The 14306-nt window shown below is 73.0% G+C and carries 9 protein-coding genes; 5 read left to right on the plus strand and 4 right to left on the minus strand.

Going from position 1 to position 14306, the window contains the following annotated elements:
* Nucleotides 1-2 precede the first annotated feature (2 nt).
* The 3 genes from ACH34S_RS09170 to ACH34S_RS09180 are packed head-to-tail and all read left to right on the plus strand — an operon-like array spanning nt 3 to nt 8076.
* Nucleotides 3-5132, plus strand: coding sequence for a beta-ketoacyl synthase N-terminal-like domain-containing protein (locus ACH34S_RS09170; RefSeq protein ID WP_395952042.1), 5130 nt, complete (start codon nt 3-5; stop codon nt 5130-5132).
* On the plus strand, nt 5132-6397 hold the full coding sequence (locus tag ACH34S_RS09175; protein ID WP_395952043.1) for an aldehyde dehydrogenase family protein: 1266 nt from the start codon (nt 5132-5134) through the stop codon (nt 6395-6397). The genes ACH34S_RS09170 and ACH34S_RS09175 overlap by 1 nt, the downstream gene beginning before the upstream one ends.
* Nucleotides 6394-8076, plus strand: a complete 1683-nt coding sequence (locus ACH34S_RS09180) for a thiamine pyrophosphate-binding protein (protein ID WP_395952044.1) — start codon at nt 6394-6396, stop codon at nt 8074-8076. The genes ACH34S_RS09175 and ACH34S_RS09180 overlap by 4 nt, the downstream gene beginning before the upstream one ends.
* Before the next feature lie 77 nt (nt 8077-8153).
* On the opposite strand, the gene ACH34S_RS09185 is transcribed toward ACH34S_RS09180, so the two are convergent.
* Genes ACH34S_RS09185 through ACH34S_RS09195 form a run of 3 tightly spaced genes read right to left on the minus strand, consistent with a single transcriptional unit; the run spans nt 8154 to nt 11589 of the window.
* Nucleotides 8154-8789 carry a GNAT family N-acetyltransferase gene (locus ACH34S_RS09185; RefSeq protein WP_395952045.1) on the minus strand — a complete coding sequence of 212 codons (636 nt, stop codon included), beginning with the start codon at nt 8787-8789 and terminating at the stop codon, nt 8154-8156.
* Nucleotides 8790-8793: 4 nt separating this feature from the next.
* Complete coding sequence (gene fabF / locus ACH34S_RS09190; protein ID WP_395952046.1) at nt 8794-10083, minus strand: beta-ketoacyl-ACP synthase II; 1290 nt, start codon at nt 10081-10083, stop codon at nt 8794-8796.
* 54 nt (nt 10084-10137) lie between these two features.
* Nucleotides 10138-11589, minus strand: a complete 1452-nt coding sequence (locus ACH34S_RS09195; RefSeq protein ID WP_395952047.1) for a class I adenylate-forming enzyme family protein — start codon at nt 11587-11589, stop codon at nt 10138-10140.
* A gap of 282 nt (nt 11590-11871) precedes the next feature.
* Here ACH34S_RS09195 and ACH34S_RS09200 point away from each other — a divergent pair, with 282 nt between their 5' ends.
* On the plus strand, nt 11872-12126 hold the full coding sequence (locus tag ACH34S_RS09200; RefSeq protein ID WP_395952048.1) for an acyl carrier protein: 255 nt from the start codon (nt 11872-11874) through the stop codon (nt 12124-12126).
* A gap of 93 nt (nt 12127-12219) precedes the next feature.
* Here the strand turns inward: ACH34S_RS09200 and ACH34S_RS09205 are convergent, their stop codons facing one another.
* A complete protein-coding gene (locus ACH34S_RS09205; RefSeq protein ID WP_395952049.1) occupies nt 12220-12576 on the minus strand; it encodes a metalloregulator ArsR/SmtB family transcription factor in 357 nt (118 codons plus the stop codon).
* 94 nt (nt 12577-12670) lie between these two features.
* Here ACH34S_RS09205 and ACH34S_RS09210 point away from each other — a divergent pair, with 94 nt between their 5' ends.
* Entirely contained in the window at nt 12671-14272 is a 1602-nt protein-coding gene (locus tag ACH34S_RS09210) for an FAD-dependent oxidoreductase (RefSeq protein ID WP_395952050.1), read from the plus strand.
* The last annotated feature ends 34 nt before the right edge of the window (nt 14273-14306 follow it).

Genomic DNA, 14306 nt, shown 5'->3' on the forward strand with positions numbered 1-14306 from the left:
CCATGACAGGCATCACCGAACGGCTCACCGATCTGTCCGAGGACCAGCTCGCCGCGCTGTCGGACCGGCTCGCGGACGCGGCCGGGACGATCGCGGCCGAACCGATCGCGGTCGTCGGCATGGCGTGCCGCTTCCCCGGCGGAGCGGACAGCCCCGAGGCGTTCTGGAACCTGCTCGTCGAGGGACGCGACGCCGTGACCGATGTCCCGGCCACCCGCTGGGAGTCCGCGGACCGTTCCGCCGCCTCGCAGCGAGGCGGGTTCCTGACTGACGTCAGCGGCTTCGACGCCACGTTCTTCGGCATCTCGCCGCGCGAGGCCGAGGCGATGGACCCGCAGCAGCGGATGCTCCTGGAGACCGTGTGGGAGGCGCTGGAGCGGGCCGGTATCGGACCGGGCTCGCTGGCGGGCAGCCGGACGGGGGTGTTCGCCGGGATCTACCACACCGACTACCAGCAGCTCACGACCGAGATCGACGCCTACAGCAGCACGGGCAACGCGCACAGCGTGGCCGTGGGCCGGATCGCCTACCTCCTCGACCTGCACGGCCCCTGCACGGCCGTGGACACGGCCTGCTCCTCCTCCCTCGTGGCGGTGCACCTCGCGGCGCAGAGCCTCCGCCTCCGGGAGAGCGACCTGGCCCTGGCGGGCGGCGTCAACATGATCCTGAACCCGTCCACGCACGAGGCCATCGGGCAGTGGGGGGCGTTCGCCGCAGACGGCCGCTGCAAGTCCTTCGACGCCGCCGCGGACGGCATGGTGCGCGGCGAGGGATGCGGCGTCGTCGTGCTGAAACGCCTCGGGGACGCGCTGCGCGACGGGGACCGCGTGCTGGCGGTCGTGCGCGGCTCGGCGGTCAACTCCGATGGACGCTCGCAAGGCGTGACGGCACCGAACGCGAACGCCCAGGCGGCGGTGCTCAAGGACGCGCTCAAATACGCGGACGCGCCACCGGCCTCAGTCGGGCTGATCGAGGCGCACGGCACGGGCACGCACCTCGGCGACCCGATCGAGTTCGAGGCGCTCGACCGGGTCTACGGAACCGGCGACCTGCCGTGCGCGCTCGGCGCGGTCAAGACCAACATCGGGCATACGGAGGCGGCGGCCGGGATCGCCGGGCTCATCAAGTCCGTGCTGGCGCTCCAGCACGGCGTCATCCCCCCGAACCTGCATTTCACCAAGTGGAACCCGGCCATCGACGCGGACGGCGGCCGCTTCTTCGTGCCGACCGAGCCGGTCCCGTGGCCCGCCACCGCCGTCGCGAGCGAGCCGCGCCGGGCCGCGGTCTCCTCGTTCGGGCTCGGCGGCACCAACGCGCACGTCGTCCTGGAGGCCGGGCCCGCAGCCGTATCGAGTGCCGGCGCCGAGTCCGGTGCGGGCGTGTACCTGGTCTCCGGATGGAACAGCGAACGGTGCGCCGAGTCGGCCGGCCTTCTCGCGGACTGGCTGGACGGGCCCGGCGCCGGCGTCCCGCTGCCGGACATCGGCATGACGCTGGCCCGGCGGGCGGGCGTCCGGCATCGCGGGGCGGTCGTGGCGGCCGGTCGCGACGAACTCGTCGCGGGGCTGCGCGGCCTGGCCGCGGGGCGCGCCACACCGGGTGTCGTGGCGCCGCAACGGTGGGGGGAGCGTCGCCAGGGGCCGGTTTGGGTGTTCTCCGGGCACGGATCACAGTGGCCAGAGATGGGCCGCGAGCTCCTGGAGTCGGAGCCGGCGTTCGCGGCGGCGATCGCGGAGCTGGAACCGGTGATCAAGGAAGAGGTGGGCCTTTCGCTGAGCGAGACGCTGGCGGCGGGCCGCCCTCCGACCGCGCTCGCGGAGATCCAGGCGCTCATCTTCTCCATGCAGGTCGCCCTCGCCGCGACGTGGCGGTCCTACGGGGTGGAGCCGGCGGCGGTGATCGGCCATTCGATGGGTGAGGCGGCCGCGGCGGTCGTCGCGGGTGCCCTCAGCCCCGAGGAGGGCGCCAGAATCTTGTGCCGCCGTGTCCACGTGATCGCGGACGTGGACGGCGAGGGCGCCATGGGGTCGATCGAGGCGCCGCCCGGCGAGGTCGCGGCCCGGCTGACCGAGCTGGGCGTGGCCGGCGCGGTCGGCGTGGCGGTGCTGGCCGGGCCCTCGCTGACGGGCATCGCCGGACGTCCGGACGAGGTCGCAAGGGTCATCGCCGACTTCGAGGCGCGGGACGTCCCCGCCAGGTCCCTCCCGATGGGCGTCGCGTCGCACACCGCGCTGATGGACCCGCTCGCCGAGAAGGTGCTCACCGCGCTGGACGGTCTAGGCCCGGGATCCACCGAGCCGCAGCCGCCGGGCCGCCCCTTCTTCTACTCGACGGTGACCGACGATCCGCGCGAGACGCCGTCCTTCGACGGACCGTACTGGGCGGACAACCTCCGCAAGCCGGTCCGGCTGTCCGCCGCGATCACGGCGGCGGCCGAGGACGGGCACGAGGTCTTCGTCGAGGTGAGCCCGCATCCGATGCTGAAATGGGCGCTGGAGTCGACGCTGGAGGCGGCCAAGGTCCGCGACCCGCTCGTACTGCCGACCCTGCGGCGGGACCAGCCCGCGCAGGCCACGATGCTCGCCCAGCTCGCCGCGCTGTGCTGCGACCACCTGCCGGTCCCGGGAGAGCGGTTGTTCCCTGGTGGCGGCGTCGCGCCGCTCCCCACCACCGTCTGGCATCGCCGCAGCTACTGGAGGTCGTCGCCACCCGACGCGGGCGCAGCGGGTGCCGCGATCGGGCGCGTCGCCCCGCAGCCGGTGCCGAGCCTCACGAGCAGCGAGGCGGCCCACCCGCTCCTGGGCGCGCGCACGAAGCCAGCGATCAGCCCCGGAACCCATCTCTGGCACGGCCGGCTCGATCCAGCATGGACGGACGGAAGCTCCGGCCTGCCGGAGGAAACGGTCTCGCTCGCCATGTTCGGGGAGATGGCGCTGGCCGCCGCACGAGCCGCCGGACTGCACGCCGCCGTGGCGCGCGACCTCTGCGTCCACGAGCCGCTCCAGCCGGGCGAGCGAGCGGACATCCAGACCGCCCTGACCCCAGAGGATCACGGCGGCGGGACCCTGTTCGGTGTGAAGATCTTCACCCCGGACGGCGGCACGGACGGCTGGCGGCTGCGCGCGTCCGCCAGGATCCACCGGGCGCCCGGGGAGCCCGCCACCGGCAACGGTTCGGAAGGCGCCGGACGTGCGGCGGCACTCGCCAGATGCCTCCACGACCTGGCGGCGGAGGTGGCCGAGAAGGCACAAGTCTCCGGGGCGGTGGTGCCCGTGGGCGCCGACACCCTCACCTGGGATCCGGCCGCGGACGCTGTGAGCGCGCGCCTGCTGTCGGTCGAACCCGCTAACGCGGGCCCGGGGCTGGCGGTGTCGGCAACGCTGGACGGCGCCAACGGCCATCGGGGATCGCTGCGAGGGCTCCGCCTTGAGCCCGCCCCCGGGCCGGTGCCGAGCTCATGGGTGCACACGGTCGGCTGGCAGGAGCGTCCCCTTCCGGACGGCGGTCCGGCCGATGAGGGCGGCTGGCTCATCGTGAGCGATGGGTCCGGCGTGGCCGACGCCCTGGTCCGCGACCTGGCCCAGGCCGGGGCCGAACACCGCGTCGTCCCGATCCAGGACCTGACGGCGTCCGAGGCCGAGGAGCGGATCGCCCGCCTAGGAACGCTGAGCAGCAGCACCAGGGTCGTCCTGCCGGTGGGCTTGGACGCAGGCGAAGGCGAAAATGGCGACGATCCCGCGACCGCCCATCGCCTGACCCTCCAGGCGTGGCGGCTCGTCCACGACCTCGCGTCCGCAGGCGCGGACACCCCCCGCCTCTGGCTGGTGACCCGGTTCGCCCAGGCGGCGCGCCCCGGGGACCCGGTGCACGCCGCGCGGGCGGCGGTCTGGGGCGCGGCGCGGAGCCTCCTGCCCGCCCATGCCGGGCTGCACGGCGGCCTGATCGACCTGGACGACGGCCCGGCGGAACGCGCGGCCGAGCTGATCCGCCGGGAGATCACCGCCCCGGCGGCCGAGGACGAGGTCTGCCATCGCGCCGAGACCCGGCTGGTGCCGCGGCTCATGCCGGGCGCGCTGCCGTCCGGTCCGCCGCTGTCGATCGACCCCGGCGGCTGCGAGCTGGTGGTGGGCGCGACCGGGCGGGTCGGCCCGCTCGTGCTGCGGCAGCTCGCCGACCTCGGCGCCCAGCATCTGGTCGCCCTCTCGCGCCGCGGGCTCCCGGACACGGCCCCCATCGTCCAGGAGCTTCGCGACCGCGGCGTCACCATAACCAGCGTCGCCGCCGACGTCGGGGACGAGGCCGCCATGCAGGCCCTGAGCGACCGCTTCGGAACCGACCTCCCCCCGCTCCGTGGCATCTACCAGGCGGCCGTCACCGGCGCGATGACCCCCCTCGACCAGATGGACGAGGACCACCTCGCCGCGATGTTCGGCTCAAAGGTCACCGGCACGCACCTGCTGCACCGGCTCGCCGAGTCCCACCAGGTCACGCGGTTCGTGTGCTTCTCCGCGCTGGGCGCGCTGCTCGGCGGCTGGGACGCCGCCTACTCGGCCGCCAACTGCTTCCAGGACGCGCTCGTCCTGCACCGGCGCTCCCGCGGCCTCCCCGGGCACACCGTGAACTGGGGGGCGTGGCGCGAGGGGCTCGCCGGGGTCCCGCAGCAGAAGCTGTTCGAGGGAGCGGGGCTCCGGCTGATGCCGGGTCGCAGGCTCACCGCCGTGCTCGGGCTGCTGGACGGCCGGGCCGCCCCCGGCCGGCTGGTCATCGCCGACGCCGAGTGGTCGCAGGTCGGGACGGCCGACGGAAGCCGCCCGCCCAGCCTGCTCGCCGGCTACCTCGCCGAACCCGCACAGAGCGGTGCGCCACTGCCCGCAGACGTCGGGACCGGCCTCCACGACCAGGTCAGGGCCGTGATCGCCGAGGTGCTCAAACTTCCCTCCCCCGAGGCGCTCGACCCCGACCAGAACATCTACGACCTGGGCATGGACTCGCTGATGAGCATCCTGATCATGCGCGGGCTGCGGTCCCTGCTCGGGCATCCGCTGCCGCTGGTGGAGCTGCGCCAGCACCCCACCGTCAACGCCCTGACCGGACGGATCGAGGAGATCCTTCGCCGGGGGGAAAGGCTCTGATGTACGCGTTCGCGACCGCGCCGCCCGGCGGCCCGGCGGGACCCACGCCCGGCACCCGGGCCCGCGGGGACCTCCAGCAGGTGCACGACCAGTCCATGGACCTGGTCGCCGCCGGCCTCGAATCGCAGCGGCGGCTGCTGGAGGTGCTCACCGAGATCACGCCCTACGACGCCGCCCGCGACGAGCTGCACCGGGCCGTCCGCACGCTGACCGGCGCGACCTGGGAGATCGCCCGGAGCGACCCGGGCAGGCTCGGCCGGGTCGCGGTCTTCCTGCCCTCCAACAACGTCTTCTACTCGTACGTGCTGTTCGGGCTGGTCCCGGCCCTGTACGCGGACGAGGTCGCGATCCGGCCGTCGATGCGCACCCGGGACACCGCCCTGGCGCTGCACGAGACGATGCTCGCCCGGCGCCCGTGGCTGCGCGACCGGATCAGGCTCGCCGACGCGTCGCAGCGCGACTTCGTGAAGGTGTGCGCCGACGCGGACGCCGTCGTGTTCACCGGCCAGTACGACAACGGCCGCAACGTGCTGGAGCGCGTCGGCCCCGACCCGCTCTTCCTGATCATGGGCTCGGGTCCGAACCCGATGGTGGTGGGCCCGGCCGCCGATCCCGCCGAGGCGGTCCGGGCGCTGCTGATCTCCCGCCTCTACAACAGCGGTCAGGACTGCCTGTGCACCGATCTGGTGTTCGTCCACCGGTCCCGGCTGGACGCCCTGCTCGGCCTGCTCCGTGACCACCTGGACGGCCTGCCGGTCGGCGACCGGAAGCGTCCGGGAACGGTGGTCGCGCCGCTGGTCTACGAGGACGCTGTGCAGGGGGCGGCCGAGTTCCTGACCGCCTACCGCGAGCATGTGGTGTACGGCGGGGAGGTCCGTGCGGAAGAGGGCCACGTCGACCCCAGCATCGTGGTCCTGCCGCATGCCGCCGGGTTCGCGCCGCCGGAGCTGTTCGCCCCGATCTTCTGCCTGTGCCCGTACGACGACGTGGCCGAGATCCGGGAGTGGGCGGAGACCCCGGCCGAACTCGACCGCGGCATGTACGCCACGGTCTTCGGCGAACCGGCCCTCACCGGGGAGCTGCTCGGCAGCGCGGTGATCCGCCGGGACCAGACCACCTTCGACGCCGAGGACGGCAACCAGCCGTTCGGCGGCTACGGCCCGCAGGCGTCCAGCGTCCACCTCGGCGGGGAGCTGGTGGCCAGGCCGCTGCTGCTGTCCGCCGAGGCGGGGCGGGCGCGCCGCCGGGCGGAGGGCGCGCGATGACCGGCGTGTGGGACCTGGTCGCGGCCACGCTGGCGGAGGCCGGCTGCGGTGTGGTGGTCGGGCTTCCGTCCGACGAGCCGGGCCTGCTGGACGCCGTGCGGCGCCGGCCGGACCCGGCCCTGGCGGCGGTGGCCGTGCGCGACCAGCGCGCGGGCGCGTGCGCGGCGGTCGGCCACGCCGTGGTGTCGGGACGGCCCGCCGTGCTGGCCCTCACCTCCGGGCCGCCGTTCCCCAACGCGCTCACCGGGCTGCTCGAAGGGGCCTCGCTGTGCGCGCCCGTCGTCGTGGTGACGACCCGCATCCCCGCCTCGGGCCTGGGGCGCGGCGGATTCCAGGAGGTGGACCAGGCGGCGCTGGCCCGTCCGGTCGCCAAGGCCCACCTGCTCGTCGACGACCCCGACCGGCTGGTCTGGGCGCTGCGCCGCGCGGTGCACCTGGCCGTCAACGGCAGGCCGGGCGTGACCGTGGTGGAGATCGCCGACGAGGTGCTGCACCGCCCGGCGCCGCCTCCCGGCCAGGGCGGGCTCGTCCGCCGGTTGCGCGCGCTGCCGCCCGGACCGGAGCTGGAGCGCGCCGCGGAACTGCTCGCCGGTGCCGAGCGGCCGCTGATACTGCTCGGCGGCGGCGCCAGGGCGGCCGAGGCGGGACGGGCCGCCATCGCCCTCGCCGAGCGCTGGCAGGCACCGGTCCTGACGACGGCGGCCGGACGCGGCGTGATCGACGAGGGGCACCCGCTCGCGCTCGGCCTGGCCGGGCTGTATCTCACCCCACCGCTGGACCTGGTGACCTGCGACGTCGACGTGCTGCTGGCCGTCGGCACCCGGCTTGAGGAGACCGCCCGGATGGGCTGGCCCGAGCTGGACGCCGTACGGCTGCTGCACGTGGACTGCGATCCGGAGGCGTTCGGCACGTCGCTGGAACCCGTCCAGGCGCTGCTGGGCGATGCCGCCCTGACCCTCGCCGCGCTGGACGAACGATTCGCCACCCGCGCCGGGCGGACCGCCGGGAAGAACCGCGCCAACTGGCTGGACCAGGCGGCTCGGCTGCGGCAGGCGGCGCTGGACGACCACGCGGCGCCGCCGCCGTTCGACCAGAGCCCGGTACGGGCGACGCTGGCCGCCGTCGCGGAGGTCTTCGGCGACGGCGCGGTGCTGGTGCAGGAGAACGGGCTGAACGACCTCTGGTCGTATCACTGGCCGGTGCTCAGCGTCGGCGCCCGCACGTCCGTCGTGGTCCCCGGCGAGCAGACGATGATGGGGTTCGGGGTGGCCGCCGCGCTGGGCGCCGCCGTGGCCGACCCGGGCAGGCCGACCGTGGTGCTGTGCGGTGACGGCGCCCTCACCATGAGCCTCCCGGCGCTCGCGAGCGCCGCCGAGCTGCGCCGCGGGCTCGTCGTGGTCGTCTTCGACAACGCCGGTTTCGGCTGGCCCCGGTGGCTGCGCGGGCAGGAGGGCGCGCCCGACGAGCTGACCCGCTTCCAGGCCCGCCTCCCCTTGGACGCCATCGCCACCGGCCTCGGCGGAACCTACGCGGCTCCGGCCGGCGACGCCGGACTACGAGAAGCCATGCGGAAGGCGAGGAAAGCCGCGGCGGACGGACGACTCGCCATCGTCACCGTCCAGCCACGAGAGGACGACGTGCCGGCAGGCGTCCGCCGCCTCTTCGGAACCGCGCTATAGCCCCCGCTCCGGGAGCCCGGAACGACTCGGCCGGGTCCGGCGTCACGCCGGCCCGGCCGATCCACGGCGCCCCGGACCTAGTGGCCGAGTCCGGCCCCACGGTTCAGCAGCAGGGAGAGATGGTCCTGCGGCCGGTTCGCCAGATACTCCTGGAAGACCTTGAACGCCTCCCGCTTCTCCGCCTGCGGGACGGTGTCCGGCTGGAGCTGCAGCGTCCGGACGAGCTCGTAGTAGTCGTCGCGGAGCAGGGAGAACACGACCGCGTCGTGATACTCGCCGTCGAGGAAGTAGTAGTCGCGGAGGATGCCCTCCAGGACCATGACGCCCTGGGTGACCATCCGCATCGGCTGCCGGTTGAAGAGCCCGGCCTTCATCTCCACCCGGTGCGCGTTGCGCGCGTGGAAGATGTACTGCAGGAGCAGCAGCACGGCCTCGACGCCGTACCCGTCCGTCCAGGCGCTCTCGTCACCGATCGCGACGCCCAGCTCGTAGCTTCCGACGTACTGCAGCTGCCGCCACGACACGACGCCGATCCGCTCGCCGCCGTTGCGGACGACCATCAGGAAGGTGTCGGCGCCGCGGCTCAGGTCCTCGGGGCGGATGAAGTGCGGGGAGCCGGCACCGTAGGTCCCGACGCGCCCGCCGATCCAGTCGGCCAGCAGCTCGAAGTCGCCGTCCTTCATGCGCCGCAGCGAGACGTAGTCGCCCTTCATGCCCTCACTCCCCATCCTGGTCGGTCATGGTCGCCTCCGGCCATCGCTTGGCGACCAGCACGGCGTTGTGCCCGCCGAAGCCGAACGAGTCGCTCATCACGACGTCCGGCTCGTGCCGCCGCGCGACGTGCGGGACGAAGTCCAGCTCCGGGTCCTCCGGGTCGTCGCAGTTGATGGTCGGCGGCAGCATCCCGGTCCGCAGCGTCTGGACCGCCGCGACGAACTCCACGGCCCCGGCCGCCCCGATCATGTGGCCGAGCATCGACTTGATCGAGCTGATCGGGATGCGGGGGGCGTCCGCGCCGAAGACCGCGCGGATCGCCGCGATCTCGATGCGGTCGTTCAGCACGGTGCTGGTCCCGTGCGCGTTGATGTAGTCCACCTCGCCGGGACGGACGCCCGCCTCGGCGAGGGCCAGGCGCATCGCCCGCTGGGCGCCGAGCCCCTCGGGGTGCGGGGCCGTGAGGTGGTAGGCGTCGGTGGTGGCGCCATATCCCGCGAGCTCGGCAAGGATGGTCGCGCCTCTCTGAGCCGCGTGCTCGGCGTCCTCCAGGATCACCACTCCGGCGCCCGCCCCGTACACGAAGCCGGTCCGCTCCCGGTCGAAGGGACGGCTGGCCCGCTCCGGCTCGTCGTTGCGGCGCGACAGCGCACCCGCGATGGCCGTGCCGGCGATGTTGAGGGCGCTGATGGAATCGTCGCAGCCACCCGCGATCACGACATCGGCCTCGCCGCGCTGGATCAGCCGCATCCCTTCGCCGATGCTGGTCGCGCCCGTCGCGCACGCCGTGTTGATCGACGCGGACGGGCCGCCCGCCCCCACCCACAGGGCGATCTGGCTGCCCGCGATCCCGCCGGACGCGGTCGCCGCGTAGTGCGGCGGCACCTTCCGGTATCCGTGGTCGCGCAGCCGCATCTGGCACTCGGTGATGAACCGGTCGGGGCCGTCGCTGCTGCCGACCAGCACCGCGGTGCGCTCGCCCAGCGCGGGATCGATCTTCAAACCGGCCTGGGCGAGCGCCTCCTCGGCGGCGGCCAGCGCGAACAGCGCCGACCGGTCGAGGCGGCGGACGATCTCGCGCGGCCAGTCCTCGGGCGGGGTGAACCCGTGGACCTCGGCGGCGAACCGGACCGGCAGGTCACTGGCGTCGAACCCGGTGATCGGGCCCGCTCCGCTGCGGCCCTCGAGCAGGGCCGCCCACCACTCCGCGACCGACGTGCCCACCGAAGTGATCACACCGGTGCCGGTGACCGCGACCCGGCGGCGCGGCGGCTGGTACTTGTCGTTGGTCATAACGATCTCGGTTCCCTTCCCGCGCCATGGCACGGCTGAGGTATCCAGACGGGGTCATGCACGGGAATCTCCACCGGCCGCCGATGCGGGCGGCCCGAACACCGCCTCCCGGCAGATGCGGTGGAGCTCGGTGCGGTCGGTCTTGCCATTGCGGTTGACCGGGAACCGGTCAAGGACGACCACCTGGTCGGGCTGTTCGTAGGGAGCCAGGTGGGCGCCGATCCGCCGCCGCCACGTCCGGGCGTCCTCGGCACCGGGCTCGGGGTCCTCGACGGCGAAGATCAGCGTGCAGCCGCGCCGCTCGTCGTCGAGCGGGACCACCGCGACCGCCCGGCCGATCGCCTCCGCCCTGCGCTCCAGCGCCTCGGGGTAGAGCGTGTGGCCGAGCCGGTGCACCGCCTGCTTGCGGCCCAGGACGAAGAGATGGCCTCGATCGTCCAGGTAGCCGAGATCCCGGGTGCGGTAGGGGGGAGGCGGCGCCGGGTCGACGGTGCCGTCCGCCGTGAGATACCCCGCCATCATGTCGGGGGACGAGACGACGACCTCACCGACCTCGCCGGCGGGCGCGGCACGGCCGTCCTCGCGCAGGATCCCGAGCTTGATGCCGTCGAGTGCGTGACCGCACCCCACGGGCGTCTCCGGGGTCGCCAGGGCGACGTTGCCGAGCTCCGTGCTCCCGTACCCGTCGAGCAGGGGGTGCCCGAGCACCTCTCGGAACCGTTCCGAGAAGCGCGCATCCATCGGCGCGCCTCCGGTGCAGTACAACCGCACCGACCGCAGCCGCTCCGCAAGTTCCGGTCTGCGTTCCAGGAGCGACACCAGGCTCCGGTGCGTCGCGGGCGTGGCGTCCAGGACGGTCGCACGCTGCGCCGCACGCAGCACGACGCCCAGCCGGCGATACGGGCCGACCAGCACTCCGGCACCCGATAGCAGCGCCAGGAACAACAGCGAAAGCCCATACTGATGGGAGAACGGAAGCAGCGGGAGGAACATATCCGTGGGCCGATAGCCCATCGCCTTCCCGGTGCGTTCGATATTCCCGAGAAACGCCTCACCGGTCCGCACGACGCCCTTCGGCCGGCCGGTGGACCCGGACGACCAAGTGATCAACGCATCGCGCCTGCGCCGCCATCCGCCGAGATCCAGGGCGTCCGCCCCGCTCCCCGCGGGCGCCTTTCCCTCCAGCAGCCGCTCAAAACGAATCACCCGCACCCCCGAGGGCGCGGGAATATCCTCGCCGAGCAGCGCCCATTCCACTTTCGCCAGCTCAATAACGCGCCGGCTCTCCGCCACCGTCTGCTGGTGATCGACCAGGACCAGCGAGACATCGAGATGGATCAGCGCGAACAGCACGACGGCGAGGGCCACCGAGTTGTCGGCCTTGAGCATCACCCGGTCACCTGCGGAGACACCGGTGTCTCGCAGTCGCCGGGACATCTCGATGGAAGCGGGCATGTCGGCGGCCGAGTACTCCCCCACGCCGGCGGGTGACAGCACGGTATCCACTTGCCGTCACCTCCCCAGGGCGAGTGATCATCGGCCGGACAGTGGCATAGTAGCCACCACAAACAATGCCGACAAGAGCCGACAAAGCCAACTCCACCCACGGCTATGCAATTCGATATAGCACATCTATCAATGGTTATAGATTTTCGCCGCCACCCTGAACAAAAGTGGGCAACACCTTGTTAGACGAGGGCGGCCGGTACATAGTTGTCGGCATATCATCCACCGCCGCTCATGGTGGCGGCAGGGATCCCTCGATCAACCCGGAGGTGTTTGATGGAAGTGTCCGAGACACAGGTTCTGCAGGGGATCGGTGAAATTGTGGAGGACATCATCGGCGTACCCGCCGAGGGCCTCACGCTGGACTCGCACCTCGTGGACGACCGCGGTCTCGACTCGCTGGCCATGGTCGAGCTCGGGTTCGCGCTGGAGGACAGGTTCGGCGTGGAGATCGCCGAAGAGAACATCAAGGACCTCGTCGTCGTCCGCGACATGGTCGGCTACGTCATCGGCCGCGCGGCCAGCGTGGCGAGCTGAGCCCGCCGGCGTCCGGTTCACCTCACCCGGAGGCCCTCGCGGCACCGCGGCCGCGCATCGTCCTCGATCGGGACGTTCGGTGCGGCGCCCAGATCACCGCGAGGGCAGGGTGAACAGCCCGGACAGCCGCGTCAGCCGTTCGGGGATGACGCGGTAGTACACCCAGGTGCCGCGGCGTTCGCCGTCGATCAGGCCGGCCTGGCGCAGCACCTTCAGATGGTGGGAGATGGTCGGCGCGGTCAGCTCGAAGGGGACGGTCAGGTCGCACACGCACGCCTCGCCGCCCTGCGCCGAGGCGATCATGTTGAGCAGCCGCAGCCGGATCGGGTCGGCGAGCGCCTTGAACACCGCGGCGAGCTCGACGGCCTCCGCCTCGCCGAGACCGGCGGCGCTGAGCGGAGCACAGCACACCGGGGCGGTGACGTCTTCCAGGACGATCGACTTCGACATGCTTCTAATTTGACATCCATCTATGCACGGATGCAAACTGGCGCTTGATTAGAAGAACATCGAAGCAGTTCTTCCGAGCGGGAAGGGAGACAGGATGAGCGAGGCGAAGCCGTCCGGGGAGACCACCGAGACGGCGGTCGAGAGCGCCTGTTGCGGAGTCGGCGGCTGCTGCACCGATGCCGAGCAGTCCCTGGATCCGGCGGTCACCGTGACAGAAGCCAAGACGAACGCGGGCTGCGGATGCGTCAACGGCGCCGAGGATGCCACGACCGGGCTGCCGGTGGTGGTCATCGGGGCCGGGCCGGTGGGGCTGGCCACGGCGGCGCATCTGGCCGAGCGGGGGCTGGACTTCGTCGTCCTGGAGGCCGGGCCGCGGGTGGGGGCGGCGATCTCCGAGTGGGGCCACGTCCGGTTGTTCTCGCCGTGGCGCTACGACACCGACGCCGCCGCCCGCCGCCTCCTGGAGCCGACCGGCTGGCGGCTGCCCGACCCCGACACCCTCCCGACCGGGGCCGAACTGGTCCGCGACTACCTGGCCCCGCTCGCCGAGGTGCCCGCGCTGGCCGGACGGATCCGCACCGGCACCCGCGTCGTCGCCGTCACCCGGCAGGGCATGGACGTCACCCGCACCATCGGCCGCGACGAACAGCCCCTCCTCGTCCGGGCCGCCGGCCCGGACGGCACCGTCACAGACCTGGCCGCCCGCGCGGTGATCGACGCGTCCGGGACGTGGGGCCACGCCAACCCGCTCGGCCATTCCGGCCTGCCCGCGCCCGGAGAGGACGAGGCCGCCGCGCATCTGACCGGCCCGCTGCCGGACGTCCTGGGCCGTGACCGTGACCGTTTCGCCGGACGCCGTACGCTGGTCGTCGGCATGGGACACTCGGCTGCCAACACGCTGCTCGCCTTGGCCGAACTCGCCAAGGCGGCGCCCGGCACGCGCATCACCTGGGCGGTGCGCGGAGCGTCGGTCGCCCGCCTGTACGGCGGCGGTGACGCCGACGGCCTGCCCGCCCGCGGCGCGCTCGGCACCCGCCTCAAGAAAGCCGTGACCGACGGCGAGATCGAGTTGATCCGCGCCTTCACCATCACACAGTTCACCACCGGCGACGGAGCCGTCCAGGTCACCGGCACCACCCCGGACGGGCAGCACGTGATCGCGGCCGACACCGTGGTCGCGGCCACCGGGTTCCGTCCCGACCTCGACATGCTCCGCGAGATCCGCCTCGACCTCGATCCCGGCACCCAGGCCCCGGCCAAGCTGGCCCCGCTGATCGACCCCAACTTCCATTCCTGCGGGACCGTCCCGCCACACGGCGAACGCGACCTCGCCCACCCCGAAGCCGGGTTCTACCTGGCCGGGATGAAGAGCTACGGCCGCGCCCCCACCTTCCTGATGGCCACCGGATACGAGCAGGTCCGCTCCATCGTCGCCGCGCTCGCCGGGGACCGGGAGGCGGCCGACACCGTCCAGCTCGACCTGCCCGCGACCGGCGTCTGCTCCACCTCACTGGCGCCCGAGCCCGCGACCCAAGCCGAATCCACGGCCGAATCCGCGGCAGGTGGCGGCTCATGCTGCGGCGGCGGACCGGCACCCGAGCCGATCAGCATCGGCATCGGCGCGCCCGCCGGGCTGGGCTTCACGACCGGAACCGAGCACGGCTACTCAGGCGAGGCCGAACGCCCCGATGCCTGACGCGGCCGAACCAGCCGCCCGAGACCGGGCACCG

The sequence above is a fragment of the Actinomadura sp. 3N508 genome, assembly GCF_044326375.1.
Classification (GTDB): Bacteria; Actinomycetota; Actinomycetes; order Streptosporangiales; family Streptosporangiaceae; genus Spirillospora.

Coding starts and splice junctions, on each gene's coding strand:
- ACH34S_RS09170 (WP_395952042.1), top strand. CDS start 3: ATGACAGGCATCACCGAACGGCTCACCGATCTGTCCGAGGACCAGCTC.
- ACH34S_RS09175 (WP_395952043.1), top strand. CDS start 5,132: ATGTACGCGTTCGCGACCGCGCCGCCCGGCGGCCCGGCGGGACCCACG.
- ACH34S_RS09180 (WP_395952044.1), top strand. CDS start 6,394: ATGACCGGCGTGTGGGACCTGGTCGCGGCCACGCTGGCGGAGGCCGGC.
- ACH34S_RS09185 (WP_395952045.1), bottom strand. CDS start 8,789: ATGAAGGGCGACTACGTCTCGCTGCGGCGCATGAAGGACGGCGACTTC.
- fabF (WP_395952046.1), bottom strand. CDS start 10,083: ATGACCAACGACAAGTACCAGCCGCCGCGCCGCCGGGTCGCGGTCACC.
- ACH34S_RS09205 (WP_395952049.1), bottom strand. CDS start 12,576: ATGTCGAAGTCGATCGTCCTGGAAGACGTCACCGCCCCGGTGTGCTGT.
- ACH34S_RS09210 (WP_395952050.1), top strand. CDS start 12,671: ATGAGCGAGGCGAAGCCGTCCGGGGAGACCACCGAGACGGCGGTCGAG.